The 16,913-nt window shown below is 62.3% G+C and carries 18 protein-coding genes and 1 pseudogene; 8 read left to right on the forward strand and 11 right to left on the reverse strand.

The window, feature by feature from the left end; all coding sequences use genetic code 11:
• Positions 1 to 195: pseudogene (locus tag X726_RS1000000169530) on the reverse strand (lytic transglycosylase domain-containing protein); the annotation flags it as partial.
• Between the two features lie 258 nt (positions 196 to 453).
• Here X726_RS1000000169530 and X726_RS145765 point away from each other — a divergent pair.
• Positions 454 to 1,035 carry a methylated-DNA--[protein]-cysteine S-methyltransferase gene (locus tag X726_RS145765; protein WP_023671959.1) on the forward strand — a complete coding sequence of 194 codons (582 nt, stop codon included), beginning with the start codon at positions 454 to 456 and terminating at the stop codon, positions 1,033 to 1,035.
• A gap of 148 nt (positions 1,036 to 1,183) precedes the next feature.
• Here X726_RS145765 and X726_RS145760 read toward each other — a convergent pair whose 3' ends face one another.
• Positions 1,184 to 1,510 (reverse strand): hypothetical protein, encoded by a 327-nt coding sequence (locus X726_RS145760; protein WP_023689728.1) that lies wholly within the window; start codon positions 1,508 to 1,510, stop codon positions 1,184 to 1,186.
• A 298-nt stretch (positions 1,511 to 1,808) separates the two neighbouring features.
• Here X726_RS145760 and X726_RS145755 point away from each other — a divergent pair, with 298 nt between their 5' ends.
• Together X726_RS145755 and X726_RS145750 are read left to right on the forward strand one after the other, a co-directional pair.
• Entirely contained in the window at positions 1,809 to 2,021 is a 213-nt protein-coding gene (locus X726_RS145755) for a cold-shock protein (protein WP_015316174.1), read from the forward strand.
• 230 nt (positions 2,022 to 2,251) lie between these two features.
• The gene (locus X726_RS145750) at positions 2,252 to 2,452 is read left to right on the forward strand and encodes a hypothetical protein (RefSeq protein WP_023671961.1); all 201 of its coding nucleotides are present in this window, start codon (positions 2,252 to 2,254) and stop codon (positions 2,450 to 2,452) included.
• A gap of 101 nt (positions 2,453 to 2,553) precedes the next feature.
• Here the strand turns inward: X726_RS145750 and X726_RS145745 are convergent, their stop codons facing one another.
• Entirely contained in the window at positions 2,554 to 3,414 is an 861-nt protein-coding gene (locus X726_RS145745) for an EAL domain-containing protein (RefSeq protein WP_023671962.1), read from the reverse strand.
• Positions 3,411 to 4,310, reverse strand: coding sequence for an EAL domain-containing protein (locus X726_RS145740; protein WP_023671963.1), 900 nt, complete (start codon positions 4,308 to 4,310; stop codon positions 3,411 to 3,413). Before X726_RS145740 ends, X726_RS145745 begins: the two co-directional genes overlap by 4 nt.
• 274 nt (positions 4,311 to 4,584) lie before the next feature.
• Here X726_RS145740 and X726_RS145735 point away from each other — a divergent pair, with 274 nt between their 5' ends.
• Complete coding sequence (locus X726_RS145735) at positions 4,585 to 5,787, forward strand: pyridoxal phosphate-dependent aminotransferase (RefSeq protein WP_023671964.1); 1,203 nt, start codon at positions 4,585 to 4,587, stop codon at positions 5,785 to 5,787.
• Positions 5,788 to 5,847: 60 nt separating this feature from the next.
• Here the strand turns inward: X726_RS145735 and X726_RS145730 are convergent, their stop codons facing one another.
• On the reverse strand, positions 5,848 to 6,243 hold the full coding sequence (locus X726_RS145730) for a cupin domain-containing protein (protein WP_023671965.1): 396 nt from the start codon (positions 6,241 to 6,243) through the stop codon (positions 5,848 to 5,850).
• A gap of 48 nt (positions 6,244 to 6,291) precedes the next feature.
• Positions 6,292 to 6,843: an isoprenylcysteine carboxylmethyltransferase family protein gene (locus tag X726_RS145725; RefSeq protein WP_031215284.1), complete on the reverse strand. Its 552-nt coding sequence runs from the start codon at positions 6,841 to 6,843 to the stop codon at positions 6,292 to 6,294.
• A 147-nt stretch (positions 6,844 to 6,990) separates the two neighbouring features.
• Between X726_RS145725 and X726_RS145720 the strand changes: the two genes are divergently transcribed.
• The 3 genes from X726_RS145720 to X726_RS145710 all read left to right on the forward strand — a co-directional run bounded on the left by X726_RS145720 (position 6,991) and on the right by X726_RS145710 (position 11,373).
• On the forward strand, positions 6,991 to 7,851 hold the full coding sequence (locus X726_RS145720) for an alpha/beta hydrolase (protein ID WP_023671967.1): 861 nt from the start codon (positions 6,991 to 6,993) through the stop codon (positions 7,849 to 7,851).
• Between the two features lie 247 nt (positions 7,852 to 8,098).
• The gene (locus X726_RS145715; protein WP_023683761.1) at positions 8,099 to 10,150 is read left to right on the forward strand and encodes an elongation factor G; all 2,052 of its coding nucleotides are present in this window, start codon (positions 8,099 to 8,101) and stop codon (positions 10,148 to 10,150) included.
• Between the two features lie 725 nt (positions 10,151 to 10,875).
• On the forward strand, positions 10,876 to 11,373 hold the full coding sequence (locus tag X726_RS145710; protein ID WP_023671969.1) for an isoprenylcysteine carboxylmethyltransferase family protein: 498 nt from the start codon (positions 10,876 to 10,878) through the stop codon (positions 11,371 to 11,373).
• A gap of 22 nt (positions 11,374 to 11,395) precedes the next feature.
• On the opposite strand, the gene X726_RS145705 is transcribed toward X726_RS145710, so the two are convergent.
• Positions 11,396 to 12,292, reverse strand: coding sequence for a LysR family transcriptional regulator (locus X726_RS145705; protein WP_023671970.1), 897 nt, complete (start codon positions 12,290 to 12,292; stop codon positions 11,396 to 11,398).
• 80 nt (positions 12,293 to 12,372) lie between these two features.
• Positions 12,373 to 13,347: a thioredoxin-disulfide reductase gene (gene trxB / locus X726_RS145700; RefSeq protein ID WP_023671971.1), complete on the reverse strand. Its 975-nt coding sequence runs from the start codon at positions 13,345 to 13,347 to the stop codon at positions 12,373 to 12,375.
• A 256-nt stretch (positions 13,348 to 13,603) separates the two neighbouring features.
• On the opposite strand from trxB, the gene X726_RS145695 reads away from it, so the two are divergent.
• Positions 13,604 to 14,080, forward strand: a complete 477-nt coding sequence (locus X726_RS145695) for an Lrp/AsnC family transcriptional regulator (protein WP_023671972.1) — start codon at positions 13,604 to 13,606, stop codon at positions 14,078 to 14,080.
• A gap of 422 nt (positions 14,081 to 14,502) precedes the next feature.
• Here the strand turns inward: X726_RS145695 and X726_RS145690 are convergent, their stop codons facing one another.
• From X726_RS145690 to X726_RS145680, 3 genes are all read right to left on the reverse strand, one after another.
• On the reverse strand, positions 14,503 to 15,483 hold the full coding sequence (locus X726_RS145690) for a phosphodiester glycosidase family protein (protein WP_245260033.1): 981 nt from the start codon (positions 15,481 to 15,483) through the stop codon (positions 14,503 to 14,505).
• A 206-nt stretch (positions 15,484 to 15,689) separates the two neighbouring features.
• Positions 15,690 to 16,343 carry an HAD family hydrolase gene (locus X726_RS145685; protein WP_023671974.1) on the reverse strand — a complete coding sequence of 218 codons (654 nt, stop codon included), beginning with the start codon at positions 16,341 to 16,343 and terminating at the stop codon, positions 15,690 to 15,692.
• Positions 16,336 to 16,908 (reverse strand): SIS domain-containing protein, encoded by a 573-nt coding sequence (locus X726_RS145680; protein ID WP_023671975.1) that lies wholly within the window; start codon positions 16,906 to 16,908, stop codon positions 16,336 to 16,338. Before X726_RS145680 ends, X726_RS145685 begins: the two co-directional genes overlap by 8 nt.
• Between the last annotated feature and the right edge of the window lie 5 nt (positions 16,909 to 16,913).

Genomic DNA, 16,913 nt, shown 5'->3' on the forward strand with positions numbered 1-16,913 from the left:
AAAGGCCGCGGTCGCGGCAACCGGCTGCGCAGCGGCATCGAGCGCTGGCGTGGCCGGCGCCGCTTCGGCCGCCTGGACGGGTGTTATGCCCGAGGATTGCGGCAGCACCGAAACCGTATCGGGCAGCGGCACGGTAAAGCCGGCATCGCTGCCGGCAGCGGTCGCGGTTTCGGTCAGCGCAGGCGTGGCCTTCATCTGCGAGGTCGATTGGCAGCCGCTGAGGGCAGCTGCGCCGACGATCACAGAGATCGCGAAAAGGTTGAATTTTGCTGGCAAGCCGCGCGGGTCCGATTTGTCGGTTGTTAAGAAGTCCTTACACCAGCGATTCCTGGTGGGCAATCGGGACCATCTGGTGGTTTTCGGGTGGCGAGAGCCGGGATCAGATGCCATATTGTTCTGCATATGTACCGGTTGGCATCCCGGTTTTCGCCGCTTTGCGGAAAGGAGCGCATCATGGAAACGGCATCTTCGATCACAGCCGGCCACGCAGTGTTAGAAACAGTGATCGGCTTCATGGGCATCGCCTGGAGCGAAAAGGGCCTGATCCGGCTCTGCCTGCCCGAAAGGAGCCGCGAAGCGGTGGAACGCCGGCTGATGCGGCATGCCGGTGTTGCCGCCAATACGACTGCGAACATTGGGCAGCCGCAATGGGTGGTCGAGCTGATCGCCTCGATCAAGGCGTATGCGTCAGGCGAGGACGTCGATTTCTCCGGTGTGCCGGTCGATCTCGACGGCGTCGACGACTTCCGTCTCGCCATCTACGACGCGGCGCGGAAACTGCATTACGGCGAAACCACCACCTATGGCGAACTGGCCAAGCGCGCCGGCCAAGCCGGCCTGCCGCGCGAAACCGGGGCAGCGCTGGGCGCCAACCCGGTGCCGCTGGTCATCCCCTGCCATCGGATACTAGCCGCGGGCGGCAAGATCGGCGGCTTCTCGGCGCCCGGCGGCTCGGCCACCAAGGAAAAGATGCTGGCCATGGAAGGCGTGCGCGTCGGCCCGCCGCCGGCGGCGCAGGTCTCGTTCGGGTTCTAAGAGCTTGAATGGTATGCCGGCTGGGTATGTTGAGATTCAGGTCAGGCCGCACCGAGAACTATGGTCTTCGAGAACCGGAGCGGAGCGTACTTAATGTACGTGGGCGCCGGAAGCGCAGAAGACCGGCCTCACTTGAATATCAATATGCCTAATGACGGCGCAGGAAGCGGCGGTGAAAATGGTCGTTCTCGATCCGCTTGCAGAGATAGACCGGGCAGGATTCGGTATCGGCGCTCGGCACATAGGCGCGCTTTCTGACCTCGCCGACATTGCAGAATTGCTGGCTCTGCACATAGCGGTCGAAGAGCGGCAGCCCCGGCACGCGCCTGGACTGATAGCGCAGGATGACCGCGCCCTGGCGGGCGATCGTGCCTTGCACCCTGTCGCAGCTCATACGAGTGGGGTCGTAGCGCGAGATCGCCTGCGCCTCGGCGGCCGCCAGCGTCAGGCAGGCGGCAAGCAGAATGGTTTTCACAACCGTTTTCATGACAGTCTCCCAAAACCGGACTAACGCCGTCGGGCGTCCCGATCTTCCCGATTGCTCGACGCTTTCATGCGATTGGGGCGGCCTTTGGGCGGCGCCACCGCAACGCCATTTTTCGAGCCATCTTGTTTTTGGTGCGAAACCCGCCTATATCAGCTCCATTGATATTTCGGCCGATCGATCCGGGCCTCGCGATCTTCGCGTTTGCTGACGTCTATCTCCAAAATCTCGATACAAACCGGCTGAACCTCGGTTCGGTCAAACCAAAGCAAATGCGAGGACTATTCATATGGCAACTGGTACGGTCAAGTGGTTCAATGCCACCAAGGGCTTCGGCTTCATTCAGCCTGATTCGGGCGGTGCGGACGTTTTCGTTCACATCTCCGCTGTCGAGCGCGCTGGACTGTCGACCCTGGTCGAAGGCCAGAAAATCAACTTCGAGATCGAGCAGGACCGCCGCACAGGCAAGTCGTCCGCTGGTTCTCTGAGCAAGGCAGCCTGATTTTGCGATAGCGCGCGCCGGACGAGAGTTCGGGGCGCGCGGCAAGTCACGGATGTACTGACGGTCGCGCGAGAAGCGCGCTGGAGCAGAAAGACCCGACAAGCTGGATCAGCAGATAGCTGCCGGCCCGGACTTAAAGCTCCGATCAGGCTACCGAAAATGGGAAGGCGGGATTTATCCCGCCTTTTTGTTTGTCTGGAATTGGACGATGGCCATGCTAGTTTCGCCCCATGACCAAGCTCGAACAGATTGAAAGATCCATCGCAGCCCTGAACACCAAAGAACTAAAGGCCTTTACCAAATGGTTCGCAGCGTATCAGGCAGAGGTGTGGGATATGCAGATCGAGGCGGACGCCAAGGCTGGCCGGCTGGATAAGTTTGCCGAGCAGGCTTTGGCTGAACTTCACGCGGGCCGAGTTCGCCCTCTTTGAATGCGCGCTACGGCCGAAGGCCGCAAGCCCAACCGGGCATCGCGCCCGTTGGCGTCCCGTCCGGAACGAGCCGCGAAGCGGCGGCAAGCGTGAGGACAAAATCAGCGCCGCAGATGCAGCGGCACCACCTTGTTGTCGGCGCCAAGCAGCGCCTCGATCGACAGCGGCTCCCGGTTGAAGATCGTGCCGGCCAGCGCCGGGCGGCCGAGATGGAACCCCTGTAGCAGGTCGACGCCGCCATCCAGCGCGACGCGCAGATGCACGGATTGCTCGATGCCTTCCACCAGCACCTTGGCGCCGCGATCGTGCAGCGACGAGACGAGCGGCCGGAAGAAGCGCTCGGCGGCAGCGTGGCGGCAGAATTCGGCGAACCAGCCGCCGTCGATCTTCACAATATCCGGTTGAAGCAGGCTCATCCGCTCCGCGGTCGAGTGGCCGGTGCCGAAATCGTCGATGGCGATGCGGATGCCGTGGCGCCGCATCTCGCGCACCAGCGGGGCCAGCACATTATCGTCGGCCGCCTGTTCGGTGATCTCGCAGACCAGCATGGCGGCATGCAGGTCGAGATCGCCGAGATGCCGCGTCATCAGCCGGATCTCGGCCAGCGCCCGCCCGAGATGATCGTTGATCATCGGGTTGTAATTGAAGAACAGGCCGAGCCCGTCGACGCCGATGTTGCGGAAGTTTTTCAGATGCAGCATCCGGCACATCGTCTCGACAAACAGGCGGTCGCCCGGCGCAACACTGTCGAAGAACATGGCGGGTGCAACCGGCATGGAAGCGCGCTGCGGTTCGATCAGCGCCTCGACTGCAACCGCGGCCAACGCGCCGCCGCGTGGCGCAAAGATCGGCTGGTAGGCGCTCTTCAGCCGGAACGTGCCGTAGACGCCGTATTCGATGCCGACCTCGTCGGCAAAGATCGCTTCGCCGATATCGCGACGCCTCTCGCGCTGCCCGGTCATGGCCCGGTCCTGCGCCCGAACACCCTGCCCGGCCGCGCCGGAGGCGCTGCAGTCGGGCCGGCAGGCGTCTTGCCAGGCTCGGCCGCCGCGACAGACGGCTGCCCATCCTTGCCGAAAGCGCGAAAGCTGGTCGGCGCCAGTTCCGGCTTCGCCAGCACGAAGCCCTGCACCATCGATGCGCCGGATTTCTCGGCCAATTCAAGCTGCCAGCCTTCCTCGATGCCTTCGAACACGGTGCGGATGCCCTGTAGTTCGAAGTTCGTCACCATGGCAGTCAGCAGGGCAAAGCCGGCGCCGGATTCCATGAGCTGCGTGATCCAGTGCGCATCGAATTTGACGATGTCGGGCTTGAGCTCCTTGATGCGGTTGATGTCGGATTCATCGGCGCCGTAATCGTCGACGGCAATGCGAAAGCCATTGGCCCGCAGCGCCTCGACAAAGCTGTAGAGCGTTTCCTGCGACGCCGACTTCTGCTCGGTCACCTCGCACACGATGCGGCGCGGATCGATCCCGGCTTCGTGCAGCACCAGCCGCATGTCGCGCAGCGCGTTATCGGCGATGGAGCGCTCGGTAAACACCGACGGATCGAAATTGACGAAGATCGAAGCTTCTTGCGGCAGGCAGGCGCCGGCGTTGAGCAAATGCAGCGTGCGCGTCAGCGCCTCGATGTGCAGGCGGTCGCCGGCCGGACAGGTGCGGAAGAAGTTCATTGGCGATTGCGGCTCGCCGTCACGAAACGGCCGGATCAGCCCCTCGAACGCTGCGATCGAGAGCTTGCTCTCCTTGAAGGCGAAGATCGGCTGAAAGGCGCTCTGCAGCGTGTAGGGACCCCAGACACCTGAAACGGTGCCGTCATCGTGACGGATGATGTGGGCAAGCCCGGTGCTGCGCGACAAGGGTCCCTCGCTCCGCGAGACAGGCGAAATGGCTGGCGATCCTGCCGTCAAAGGTTTTAGCGGCCGTTGATGAATTTAGTCTTGCTGGGGATAGGCGTCGATTGCAGAGCCCGCAACGCAGAGTGAAACCGTCATGCACGCGCTCCAAAAAGGCATCTTCACAGGTCCTTGAGCCCTGGCTCATCCGACAATGCTTGCACTTGCCGGGTCGATGCGACATGAGAAGCGCCGCAGCTGTTTGCGGTTGCGCCGACCCCTCTGGAGATATCTGGTCATGGCCTTTCTTGCCGACGCCCTTGCCCGCGTAAAGCCTTCCGCCACCATCGCGGTGACGCAGAAAGCCCGCGAGCTGAAAAATGCCGGCCGCGACATTATCGGCCTCGGCGCTGGCGAACCGGATTTCGACACGCCCGACAACATCAAGAATGCGGCGATCGAGGCGATCCGCCGCGGCGAGACCAAATACCCGCCGGTTTCGGGCATCGCGCCGCTGCGCGAGGCGATCGCGAAAAAATTCAAGCGCGAGAACAATCTCGACTACAAGCCCGAGCAGACCATTGTCGGCACCGGCGGCAAGCAGATCCTGTTCAACGCCTTCATGGCGACGCTGAACCCAGGCGATGAGGTCATCATCCCCCGCCCCTATTGGGTGAGCTATCCCGAAATGGTGGCGATCTGCGGCGGCACCTCGGTGTTCGCCGACACCTCGATCGACAATGGTTTCAAGCTCACTCCCGCCGCGCTGGAAAAGGCGATCACGCCGAAGACAAAATGGCTGCTGATGAACTCGCCGTCGAACCCGTCCGGCGCCGCATACACGGAAGCCGAGCTGCGCGCGCTGGCCGACGTGCTCTTGAAGCATCCGCATGTCTGGACACTGACCGACGACATGTACGAACACCTGACCTATGGCGACTTCGTCTTCAGGACGATCGCCGAGGTCGAGCCGAAACTCTACGAGCGCACGCTGACCATGAACGGCGTCTCGAAAGCCTACGCCATGACCGGCTGGCGCATCGGCTATGCCGCGGGTCCCGTCCAGCTGATCAAGGCGATGGACATGATCCAGGGCCAGCAGACCTCGGGCGCCTGCACCATCGCGCAATGGGCCTCGGTCGAGGCGCTCAACGGCCCGCAGGATTTCGTCGCCAGGAACAAGGCGATCTTTCAGGGCCGTCGCGACCTCGTCGTGTCGATGCTCAACCAGGCGCGCGGCATAACCTGCCCGTCGCCGGAAGGCGCCTTCTATGTCTACCCGTCCTGCGCCCAGCTGATTGGCAAGAAGACCAAAGCCGGCAAGATAATCGACACCGACGAGACTTTCTGCTCCGAATTGCTCGAAGGCGAGGGTGTCGCAGTGGTGTTCGGCTCGGCCTTCGGCCTCGGCCCCAACTTCCGCATCTCCTACGCCACGTCGGAGACGCTGCTGGAGGAAGCCTGCGCCCGCATCCAGCGGTTCACGGCATCGCTGACCTGAACTGGCGGCACCGAGACGTGAAACCCGGCTTCGAGCCGGGTTTTTTGTCAGGAGCAGACCTCAGCCGCCACACTGCTCGCTGGTGACCGCTTCCATCCAATCGGCATGGACGCCGTCCAGCGCTTCCTGCATGGCGACGTGGGTCATTGTCGTCTTTGGACCCGCGCCGTGCCAGTGCTTCTCGCCGGGCTCGAACGAGATCACGTCGCCCGCCTTGATCTCCTGGATCGGCCCGCCCCATGTCTGCGCAAGGCCGGCGCCCGACGTGACATAGAGCGTTTGGCCGAGCGGATGCGTGTGCCAGTGGGTACGCGCGCCAGGCTCGAAGCTGACCAGCGTGGCCCGCAGCCGCGCCGGCGCTTCCTTCTCGATGATGGGCGTCTGCAGCACGCGGCCGGTGAAATACTTCTCCGGTGCGATGATGGTCGGCACGCTGCCGCAGGCAATGATCTTCATCTCTGGTGACCCCTGAGTTCAGTAGAACCTACCCTGCCCCGGTGCTCGCTACCACCCCAGCCGAGGCCAGAACAGGCCGGCACGTACGCGATAGTCCGCGTAGGCTCCGGCCAGCGGCGTGCGCGAAAATTTCTTCTCTTCGTCCAGCGCCGCAAACACATAGAGGATAGCGATCACGGCGACCGGCACCAACGCCCAGACCGACCAGGTCGCGATCCCCCAGCCGATCCAGAAGACGATGTAGGACGTATAGAAGGGGTGGCGGACATGGCCGTAGGGGCCGTCGGTCAGCAGGCTGTGTGGATCGTCGGGTGCGAAGGCGAAGCGCAATCGCGCCTTGCGCGACGTGACAATCGCCCACCAGAACAGGGCAGAGCTCGCCAGTTCGACGGCAAGTCCGGTGAGCTTTGCCGAACCCGGCTGCGATTGGATCCAAAGGATGGCGAGAAGGAACAGCGCCGTGGCGATGACCGCCGCCGAAATCACCATGGCGCCTGGAGACATCGCCTGCGATTGGAAATGCGCCCGCATCGACCAGACATATTGGCCAAGCGTCGCGATGCTGCAGATCGAGACAAGAAGATCAAGGACTGGTTCCATTGTCGGGATTCCGCGCGTGATTGCCATGGAGCCAGCGATCGTGCCGGCTATCTCTTTAGAAATCCTTTCTTAACCACATGTTTAAAGAACATATAGAGCCAGCGATGCGATGTTGGCGGTCAGGCAAATCTCAAGGTCTAATCCAGCATGAGCATCACTCACCGCACCATCCGCACGCCGCAGGCCGACTTGCGCCTCAGCCAGTCGTCTGGGTCCGGCATGCCCATCGTCATGATCCATGGGTCGGGCAGTTCGCGCGCCGTGTTTGCCCGTCAGTTCGACAGCCCGCTTGCCGACGGCCATCGGCTGATCGCCTTCGACCTTCCCGGCCACGGCGAGTCCTCCGATGCCCGCGACCCGGCGACCGCCTATACGATTACCGGCCTTGCCCAGACCACAGCCCGGCTTCTCGACGCTTTGGGCATCGGCCACGCCATCATCTTCGGCTGGTCGCTCGGCGGCCATGTGGCGGTCGAACTGGCCAGCTTTCACCATGCGGTCAGCGGCCTGGTGCTGACCGGAGCGCCGCCGGTGTCGCGGGGGCCGCTTGGCATGCTGCGCGGCTTTCACGCCAACTGGGACATGCTGCTGGCCTCCAAGAAGGTCTACTCCGAACGCGACATCGAGCGCTTCGAGGCGCTTTGCTTCGGCGATACCGCCAGTCCGTCTTTCCGCGAAGCCATAAGGCGCACCGACGGCAGGCTTCGCGCCGGCGTGGCGCGCAGCATGTTTGCCGGCAAGGGCGCCGACCAGAAACAGGTGGTCGAGCACGCCCCGTTCCCGGTTGCGGTGATCAATGGAGAGCATGATCCGCTGGTGCGGCTGAGTTACTTCGAGACGGTGGCCTATGGCTTGCTGTGGGAACAATGCCATGTCATATCAGGCGCCGGCCATGCACCGTTCTGGGAACGCCCAGACCTGTTCAACCCGTTGCTGTCGCGCTACGCCGAGATGGTGGTGAAGCAGAGTGCAGCCGCCACGCCCACGCGCCGCACCCAGGCAAGCTGAAATCGCCGGACGGTTCTGATCCCGGGGTCTTGCCTCGGCCGCCTGACGGCGCACCGGATTCCTATTTTCCTTGCCCTGCCGGCTAACCCGTGGGACGATGGGCTTGGGCAGGTGGCTAAGAGAAACAACCCCGCCCCGCGACGGTCGAACAGGCCGGCCGCCGCTCACGACAGGGTGCGATCGGCGCAAAACCGTTTCCACTTTTGCTGATCGCACTCCAAGGGCCAAGCCTGAGTGGAGGTCAGCCATGGGTACTCGCGCCGGAGGACGACGCACGGGACCGAAATGCATTGCCATAGTCGGTCCCTTTGCAAGCGGTAAGACGACACTTCTCGAAGCCATCCTCGCCCGTACGGGCGCCATCCCCCGCCAAAATCCCGTTTCATCGGGAAGCACCGTTTCCGATCATTCGCCCGAGGCGCGGGCGCACGCCATGAGCGTCGAGGCGACCTTTGCCACCACCGAATTCATGGGCGAGCAGATCACCTTCGTCGACTGTCCCGGATCGATCGAATTCTCCTTCGAGGCCGAGCCGGTGCTGGCAGCCTGCGATCTCGCGGTGGTCGTCGCCGAGGCCGACGAGAAGAAGATCCCAGCCTTGCAGCTCATCATGCGCAAGCTCGACGATCTCGGCGTGCCGCGCATCCTGTTCCTCAACAAGGTCGACAAGGCAATCGCCGGCGTACGCGATACGCTGAAGATGCTGCAGCCGACGAGCGCGGCGCCGCTGTTGCTGCGCCAGATTCCGCTGCGCAAGGACAATGTGGTGATCGGTTCCATCGACCTGGCGCTAGAGCGCGCCTACATCTACCGCGAATATGCCGAAAGCCAGGTTGCCGAAATTCCAACTGACGACAAGGCGCGCGAACTGGAGGCTCGCTTCTCCATGCTGGAGACGCTTGCCGACCATGACGACCAGTTGATGGAGCAGTTGCTGGAGGAGATCGAGCCGCCGAAAGACGCGGTCTTCGACGATCTGTCCGCCGACCTGCGCGCCGGCGCCATAACGCCGGTGCTTATCGGCACCGCCGAAAAAGGCAACGGCGTGCTGCGCCTTTTGAAGGCGATCCGCCATGACGCACCGGATGTCGAGGCGACGCGCAAACGGCTCGGCGTCCCCGACGGCAATCACACCGTGGTCCAGGTGATGAAGACCATCCACACCGCGCATGGCGGCAAGCTGTCCGTGTCGCGCGTACTCTCCGGCCAGATCGCCGATGCAGCCGAACTCTATTTGTCGAATGGCGAGACGGCGAAGGTCTCCGGCATCTACAAGATGCTCGGCAAGGACCAGTCCAAGCTCACCGCTGCCAAGGCCGGCGACACGGTGGCGTTGGGCAAGCTGGACGAGGTCAAGACCGGCCAGACGTTGAGTTCCACGAAGGGCGGTATCAAGCCGCTGGTCACGCTTACGCCGCCGCAGCCGGTCTTTGCCTTTGCGCTACGGCCGAAGGAGCGCAAGGACGAGGTCAAAATGTCGGCGGCCATCCAGCGCCTGGCCGAGGAAGATCCCTCGCTCACCTTGCGCCACAACCAGGACTCGGCCGAGACCGTGCTGTCCGGCCATGGCGAGATGCATCTGCGGGTCGTGCGCGAGCGGCTGGAAGGCAAGAATCAGATTCCGGTCGAAGGCCATGCGCCTGCCGTCCCCTATCGCGAGACGATCCGAAAGACGGTGCAGCAGCGCGGCCGCCACAAGAAGCAGTCCGGCGGCCATGGCCAGTTCGGCGATGTGGTGATCGAGATCAAGCCGCTGCCGCGCGGCTCCGGCTTTCAGTTCTCGGACACCATCACCGGCGGCGTCGTGCCCAAGACCTACATCCAGTCGGTCGAAACCGGCGTGCGCGATTATCTGAAATCCGGCCCGCTCGGCTTCCCTGTCGTCGATGTCGCCGTCAACCTCTCCGACGGCTCCTACCACGCCGTCGATTCCTCCGACATGGCTTTCCAGATGGCGGCCAAGCTGGCCATGAAGGAAGGCATGGCGGCCTGCTCGCCGGTGCTGCTCGAGCCGGTCATGAAGGTCGAGATCGTCACGCCGTCCGAAGCCACTTCGAAGATCATCGCGCTGATCCCGCAACGGCGCGGCCAGATCCTTGGCTACGACGCGCGGCCTGACTGGCCGGGATGGGATGTCGTGGAGGCGACCATGCCGCAGGCCGAGATCGGCGACCTGATCATCGAACTGCGCTCGGCGACCTCCGGCGTCGCCAGCTATCGTTGCGCCTTCGATCACATGGCCGAGCTGACCGGTCGGTTGGCCGACGAGGCGATGAACGCCAACGGCAAGGCTGCCTGACAGGCCGAAGGATGATCCGCACAAAAAACGGCGCCCGGATGACCCGGACGCCGCTCTTATTGCGGACCGTCTTCTTGGGAGGAAAACGGCAGGTCCGCCGCACGTATCCGCCGCGCCATGCGGCACTGACAGACGAATAGGTTCGGACGCGGTAGCCGCCTGAGCCCGGATCTTCCGAGTGATGCCCCCATCTCCCGGTCGAACCACACCGCGTCCTATGATCTGCTTAAACGATGAATCGCGCCTGCGGCATGTTACCTGAGGTTACATGTCACTGTTACGCGGCGATTTTGCTCGATTTTTCGCTGGCTACGGCAGGCCCGGAAACAAAAAAGCCGGATCAATGAAGATCCGGCTGAGTTTGATTGGAAGTGCCTGTTAAGGCTAACCTCCAGAGGGGAACACTCGAGGGCGCTAATGGGAGGAGAACGCGCCCAGGAGATGATCTATATATGTGCTGTTCATGCCCAAGAAACAAGCATCTATTTTGCAACACACGCATGCAAAAAGGTACAGGCTGTGGTCTAACCCATGTCTAGGGGCCATAGGACCACGAAAAGTTGCCAAATGAATGGCGCGACCGTGCGGTTGCCTTCGCAGAACCGCAAGTCGGGCTGATTCTCGCGCTCGCGGGCAAAAAGCCGAATGACGTTGAATCGGGCAGCAGGCGTTTATTTTTGCGGCAGCGGGATGGGAAGGGTCGGCCGGAAGAAGGGAGACCTGACATGCGGACACCCCAGGCGATCGCCGGCAGCGCGGTCTTCTTCATCGCCGCACCTTGTGTCGTGGCCGGGCTGGTGCCCTGGCTGCTGACGGACCGCTACCGTCTGCCGCTGTCGACGGTGCCCGGCTTCGTGCCGGCTGGCTCCATCCTAATCGTCGCGGCCATCGCCCTGCTCGTCCATTCCTTTGCCCGCTTCGCGCTCGAAGGCATGGGCACGCCGGCGCCTGTAGCACCCACCGAGAGACTGGTGATCGGCGGCGTCTACCGCCATGTCCGCAACCCGATGTACGTCGCCGTGCTGTCGATCATCCTCGGCCAGGCGTTGCTGTTTTCAAGCTGGAGCGTCGCTGCCTATGCCGCCATCGGCGCGATCGTCATGGGCTCTTTCGTCAGGTTCTATGAGGAGCCGACTCTCGCCCGCCGCTACGGTGGCGAATACGAGACCTACCGCCGCAATGTTCCCGGCTGGCTGCCACGGCTGACGCCTTGGCGGGGGTGACCAGCACCTCCCAAGGGCATGTTTAAAATGACCAGCTGCGCGCTTTGGCGATGATGAAGTCGCGGAAGACGTGCAGCTTGGCCTGGTTCTTCATTGCATCGGGATAGGCGAAATAGGTGTCGAAGGACGGCACCTCGGTCTCCGGCAAAAGCTGCACCAAATCCGATTCCTTGGAGATCACGTAGTCGGGCAGCATGGCGATGCCGGCGCCGCCCTGCACGGCGCGCTTGATCGACAAGATGTCGTTGATCTGCAGCGTCGGCACCCTTTGCCCACCGTCGAAATCGCCGATCGTTTCCAGCCAGTTCAGCTCCGACAGATGCGACGGCACCGGCACACCGAAAGTGACGATGCGATGGTTCTTCAGATCGGCGACCGAGGTCGGCTTGCCGTGCTTGCCGACATAGGACGGCGAGGCATAGAGGTGGAAATGCACGGTGAACAGGCGGCGCTGGATAAGGTCGGGCTGCTGCGGCTGGCGCAGCCGTATCGCGCAGTCGGCCTGGCGCATGGTGAGGTCGAGTTCCTCATTGGCCAGGATCAGCTGCAGGCTGATTTCCGGATAGAGCTCGATGAATTCCTGCACCCGCTCGGTCAGCCAGCCGGCGCCGAGCCCGACCGTGGTCGTTACCCTCAGCACGCCTGAGGGACGGTCCTTGGCCTCGGTCAGCTTCGACTTGATGGTCTCCAGCTTCATCAGCACGTCATGCGCCGTGCGGAACAGCATTTCGCCCTGCTCGGTCAGCACCAGGCCGCGGGCATGGCGATTGAACAGCGGCACCCCGACATCATGTTCGAGCGCGCTGACCTGGCGTGAAATCGCCGATTGCGACAGGTGCAAAGTCTCGGCGGCATGGGTAAACGACCCAGCCTCCGCCGCTGCGTGAAACACGCGAAGCTTGTCCCAGTCCAACGCCATTGAGTTCCCCTCGTTCTGTTTTTGGCGTCTGAATGAAAAATCAGGCTTTTGAACGGCTTGCGACGCCGTCTTGATAGATTTTATTCCGCCGCTTCGCGGTGCACCTCGATGCCGGCCAGGTATTTTTCCGCCTCGAGCGCGGCCATGCAGCCGAGCCCGGCGGCGGTCACCGCCTGACGGTAGATATCGTCGGTCACGTCACCGGCGGCGAACACGCCGGGCACATCGGTGCGGGTCGAATTCGGCGCCGTCCACAGATAGCCGTTCGGCTTCTGCTTCAGCTTGCCGACAAACAATTCCACCGCCGGCGCATGGCCGATCGCCACGAACACGCCGTCCACCTGGAGATGGCTGACCTCGCCGGTCATCGCATTTCTGAGCTTCAGCCCTTCGACCGAAGGCGGCAGCGGCGTCTTGCCGGGCCGGCCGGTGATCTCGTCGACGATCGTGTCCCAGATGACTCGGACATTGTCCTTTTTCAACAGCCGCTCACGCAGGATGCGCTCGGCGCGGAAATCGTTGCGCCGGTGGATGACGGTCACGCTCTTCGCCAGATTGGAGAGATAGAGCGCCTCCTCCACCGCCGAATTGCCGCCGCCGATGACAGCGACATCCTTGCCGCGATAGAAAAAACCATCGCAGGTGGCGCAGGCCGACACGCCGAAGCCCATGAAGGTTTGTTCGGTGGGGATGCCCAGCCACTTCGCCTGCGCACCGGTGGCGATGATCAGCGCATCGGCCGTGTAGGTGGTGCCGGAATCGCCCGTGGCGCGGAACGGCCGCACATTGAGGTCGACCTCGGTGATGATGTCGTTGACGATGTCAGTGCCGACATGCTCGGCCTGCTTCAGCATCTGCTCCATCAGCCACGGGCCCTGGATCGGATCGGCGAAGCCCGGATAGTTTTCGACATCGGTGGTGATCATCAGCTGGCCGCCCTGCTGCAGGCCGGCGACGAGCATCGGCTTCAGCATGGCGCGCGCGGCGTAGACCGCCGCCGTATAGCCGGCCGGGCCGGAACCGATGATAAGGACAGGCGCGTGCTTGGTGGTCATCTAAAGCCTCTGCGGGGCAGACAATCGAGTGTGCCTTGGAAAAAGACGTGAAACGGTGCTGGTAATGTAAGGGTTGCCAACCACACCAGCAAGACGATCAGGCCGTCGTCCCCGGAAAGCTTCGGCCCACAGGCTTATTCGCGCAATGGCCGCTTCCGTTACGGTTGCGAAATCGCCCGACCAAAGGGCTGGCATCGACACAAAAGTCGTTTAAGGACGAGAGCGCGAAAGATTCTTGCGCTAAGCAGAGACCGCCATGCCCCTGAAAGCCGACCTCGACGCCATCGACTGGAAGATTCTGCGCGAGCTTCAGGCCGACGGGCGCATGACCAATGTCGAACTGTCGAGCCGCGTCGGCATTTCCGCGCCGCCCTGCCTGCGCCGTGTCCGGCGGCTGGAGGAAACCGGCATCATCAAAGGCTATCGCGCTTTGCTCAACGCGCCGGCGCTCGGCATGGATGTCGTCGCCTTCTGCCTGATCGGCCTGCATCACCAGGCCGACGCGGAACTCAAAACCTTCGCCGAGCGCACTCGCGGTTGGCCGATCGTGCGCGACGCCTGGATGGTCTCGGGCGAATCCGACTTCCTGCTGCATTGCGTGGCGAGTGATCTCGGCACCTTCCAGACCTTCGTCATCGAAGAACTGGCTTCGGCGCCGAATGTCGACACGGTGCGCACCGCGCTGACCATCCGCCGCGTCAAGGACGAAGGGCTGGTGGCGTTCAGCGCCTGATAAGCGAGATTAACTTCGAAAAAGCATGTGCGACGCCGACCAAGACATACCCCAACAGACACACTGCTACCTCTCCGACAACTGGCAAAAGAATGAAGCCGTCCCCAGGGCCGGGGCTCTCACCAGGGGACATCTCCGGCAAAGCTAAAAAGGCCAGCAAAATAGGTGAGCAAGCAAGCCAGACGAATGTGATGACATGCGGCAACCATTTGAGACGGAAAATGTTTTTTGACGTGAGAACGCCGCGCCGATCACAATCATGTTGACGACGAATATGAGCCAGAAAGCGAATTCTGGCGCCGAAATCGTAGGGTATTCCGGGTCAGATTGCGTGAACATGAGCGGCCAAGGTTGAATATGCCATCCGGTTTCAGCTACGGAATCGGGAGTACTTTGACCCACCCTGCCAAGGGCAGGATCTGCTACCTGCGCTCCACCGTGAGAACAACAGGCAATCCCCAGGGCACATCTAGCGGTGCTTGAAGCAGTGAGACGTCGCCATCCGCGACCTGGGCTTCCCACTTGGCATAGTGTTTCAACCGGTAGTTCCCGGAGCGGACGCTGAGGCAGGCAACAGGCCCGCCATCGAGGTTTAGCGCCGTCTTGAGATCGAGGTCGGTCTGCAACAGGAAGTTTGCTAGCCGGTCCAGCGAGAAGAAAGCGTCCTTGGTCGAACCGACGATGATCCAGCCCTGACGATCTTCCGCGATAAAGGTGCGGTTGGCCAACCAGTTGCTCTTGGCGCGTACATTGTTGCGGCCGTCCTCACCGACAAGCAATGGATAGGAAACCATAGCGTTTTCGGCATTCTCCGTGACTGCGCGCCAGTCACGTGAATTGAGATCGACCACATGCGTGCCGGAGGCATTCACGAACCAGGCGCCGGCCTTCGCATCGTATTCATCCGGCCCGAGCCTCGCACCCATGCTGACAAAGGGCGTGTCGGCTTCGCCCTTCAGTCCGAAATAACTGCCATTGACGATCAGAACGGTGCCGCCTGTGCCTTGTGGATTGAGTGCCGCTTCCCACTGGTCGATGTCCTTGGCACCACTGGGCTCGTTACGGGCAACGAAACGGAATTTGGCTGGATCGAAACGGTTGAGATAGAGCCGGTCAATTTCACGGTCGCCCGCCATGACGGGGATTTCTCTGACCTGGAATCCAGGCTCGGTTTCATTCCATGAGCTGGCTCCAGCGGTCACATCAGGAATTTCCGATTTCAACGCAAGCTGCATGGCAGGCGAGAGACGCGCATCGTCGGGTGCAACGGCGATCCAGTAGCTTCCGCCGCGGCGAAGAAGTGCATTGAGCCCATACACGCCGTGTTTTTGCCAGACATACCCCACGGCTGAAAGCACAGCCAATATCAACAAGACAACGGCAACAGAGATTGCTTTCTTCAATGAATTCCCCTCGTTCTTCGATGGAATGACATCTGCAAATTTCTTGCTTGAATGATGTCTGATCTCTGCAGTTTTTCCGCAAAAGAGCGTGGTGCTTTCCTGGGGAATAGCGTCAAAGCAAAGAAATGGATCGGCTCGCCGTTTCTGCGAAACGGTGAAACGCTCAAGCTAACCCATTGAGATTGCGTCGCAACAGATCCGGAAAGCTAAATCAGTCTCGATCCGAGCGACTCGACAGCTCTCAAAAGCCGTTCCAGATCATCGGGGTTGCGCAGCGGCAGAACCTCGAAGCCCGGCTCATTACTTCCCTCGCCATCCACCAGCCAGCCGCGCGGCAGGCCGGCACGTTGTCCGGCCTGCATATCCGCGGCCTTGTCGCCGACTATCAGCGAGCGCTTGAGATCGAGGCCGAGACGCTGCCGGGCCTGTAGCAGCATGCCCGGATTGGGCTTGCGCATTGGATGGTCGGCGACCGCCAGTGGCCCGCTGCCCGCCTCGTGGTAGGCGCAGGCCAGAACCATGTCGACGAAGGCATCGCCGGCGGCAAGCAGCTTGAGAACCCGGCCGTTGACCGCGGCAAATTCCTTCCAGCCGAAATAGCCGCGCGCGATGCCGGACTGGTTGGTGACGATGACCACCGGGATGTTGCCCCGGTTGGCCGCCGCGATGACCGGCACGATGCCGTCGCGCAGCGCCATTTTGGCTGGATCGTCGGGATAGCCGGTGTCGACATTGATGGTGCCGTCGCGGTCGAGGAACAGCGCCGGCGCGTTGGCTGGAAACACCCGCGAACCCACCCGCTCAACCCACAGGCCGGGCTCAGCCAGCGGGTATGGACCGTAGGCCCCGGTGTCAGCCATTCGACAGACGGTCTTCCACCACCTCGCAGAGATAGTGGTAGAGGCAGAGATGTCCCTGCTGGATGATCGGCGTCGAGGTCGAGGGCACGTTGAGCAGTATGTCGGTGAGCGGCTTGAGTTTGCCACCGCTGTCGCCGGTGAGGCTGACCACCGTCATGCCCATCATCCGAGCCTGTTCGGCGGCAGCCAGAATGCTCGGCGAATTGCCGCTGGTCGAGATGGCAAGCAGCACGCCGCCGGGCGCGCCATGCGCCTCGACCTGGCGCGAAAACACGGTGTCGAAGCCATAGTCATTGCCCCAGGCGGTCAGCATGCCCGCGTTGGCCGGCAGCGCAATCACATTGTAGGCCTTGCGCTCCTTAAGGAAGCGGCCGACCAGTTCGGTGGCAATGTGGATGGCGTCGCTGGCCGAGCCGCCATTGCCGCAGACCAGCAGCGCCTTGCCCGAGGAAAGCGCGGCGACGACCGCACTCACAGCACGTTCCATCTCGGCGGTCAGGTCACGCTCGACTGTCGCGGTGATCGCGGCCGCCGAGCGGACCAGATAGTCATTCAGTCCGGACATGAAAT

The organism is Mesorhizobium sp. LSJC285A00 (genome assembly GCF_000503155.1).
Classification (GTDB): domain Bacteria; phylum Pseudomonadota; class Alphaproteobacteria; order Rhizobiales; family Rhizobiaceae; genus Mesorhizobium.

What these genes read in the sequence shown, in the direction of transcription:
- X726_RS145765 (WP_023671959.1), top strand. Translation starts at nt 454, where the DNA reads ATGGAAACGGCATCTTCGATCACAGCCGGCCACGCAGTGTTAGAAACA.
- X726_RS145755 (WP_015316174.1), top strand. Translation starts at nt 1,809, where the DNA reads ATGGCAACTGGTACGGTCAAGTGGTTCAATGCCACCAAGGGCTTCGGC.
- X726_RS145750 (WP_023671961.1), top strand. Translation starts at nt 2,252, where the DNA reads ATGACCAAGCTCGAACAGATTGAAAGATCCATCGCAGCCCTGAACACC.
- X726_RS145745 (WP_023671962.1), bottom strand. Translation starts at nt 3,414, where the DNA reads ATGACCGGGCAGCGCGAGAGGCGTCGCGATATCGGCGAAGCGATCTTT.
- X726_RS145735 (WP_023671964.1), top strand. Translation starts at nt 4,585, where the DNA reads ATGGCCTTTCTTGCCGACGCCCTTGCCCGCGTAAAGCCTTCCGCCACC.
- X726_RS145730 (WP_023671965.1), bottom strand. Translation starts at nt 6,243, where the DNA reads ATGAAGATCATTGCCTGCGGCAGCGTGCCGACCATCATCGCACCGGAG.
- X726_RS145725 (WP_031215284.1), bottom strand. Translation starts at nt 6,843, where the DNA reads ATGGAACCAGTCCTTGATCTTCTTGTCTCGATCTGCAGCATCGCGACG.
- X726_RS145720 (WP_023671967.1), top strand. Translation starts at nt 6,991, where the DNA reads ATGAGCATCACTCACCGCACCATCCGCACGCCGCAGGCCGACTTGCGC.
- X726_RS145715 (WP_023683761.1), top strand. Translation starts at nt 8,099, where the DNA reads ATGGGTACTCGCGCCGGAGGACGACGCACGGGACCGAAATGCATTGCC.
- X726_RS145710 (WP_023671969.1), top strand. Translation starts at nt 10,876, where the DNA reads ATGCGGACACCCCAGGCGATCGCCGGCAGCGCGGTCTTCTTCATCGCC.
- X726_RS145705 (WP_023671970.1), bottom strand. Translation starts at nt 12,292, where the DNA reads ATGGCGTTGGACTGGGACAAGCTTCGCGTGTTTCACGCAGCGGCGGAG.
- trxB (WP_023671971.1), bottom strand. Translation starts at nt 13,347, where the DNA reads ATGACCACCAAGCACGCGCCTGTCCTTATCATCGGTTCCGGCCCGGCC.
- X726_RS145695 (WP_023671972.1), top strand. Translation starts at nt 13,604, where the DNA reads ATGCCCCTGAAAGCCGACCTCGACGCCATCGACTGGAAGATTCTGCGC.
- X726_RS145685 (WP_023671974.1), bottom strand. Translation starts at nt 16,343, where the DNA reads ATGGCTGACACCGGGGCCTACGGTCCATACCCGCTGGCTGAGCCCGGC.
- X726_RS145680 (WP_023671975.1), bottom strand. Translation starts at nt 16,908, where the DNA reads ATGTCCGGACTGAATGACTATCTGGTCCGCTCGGCGGCCGCGATCACC.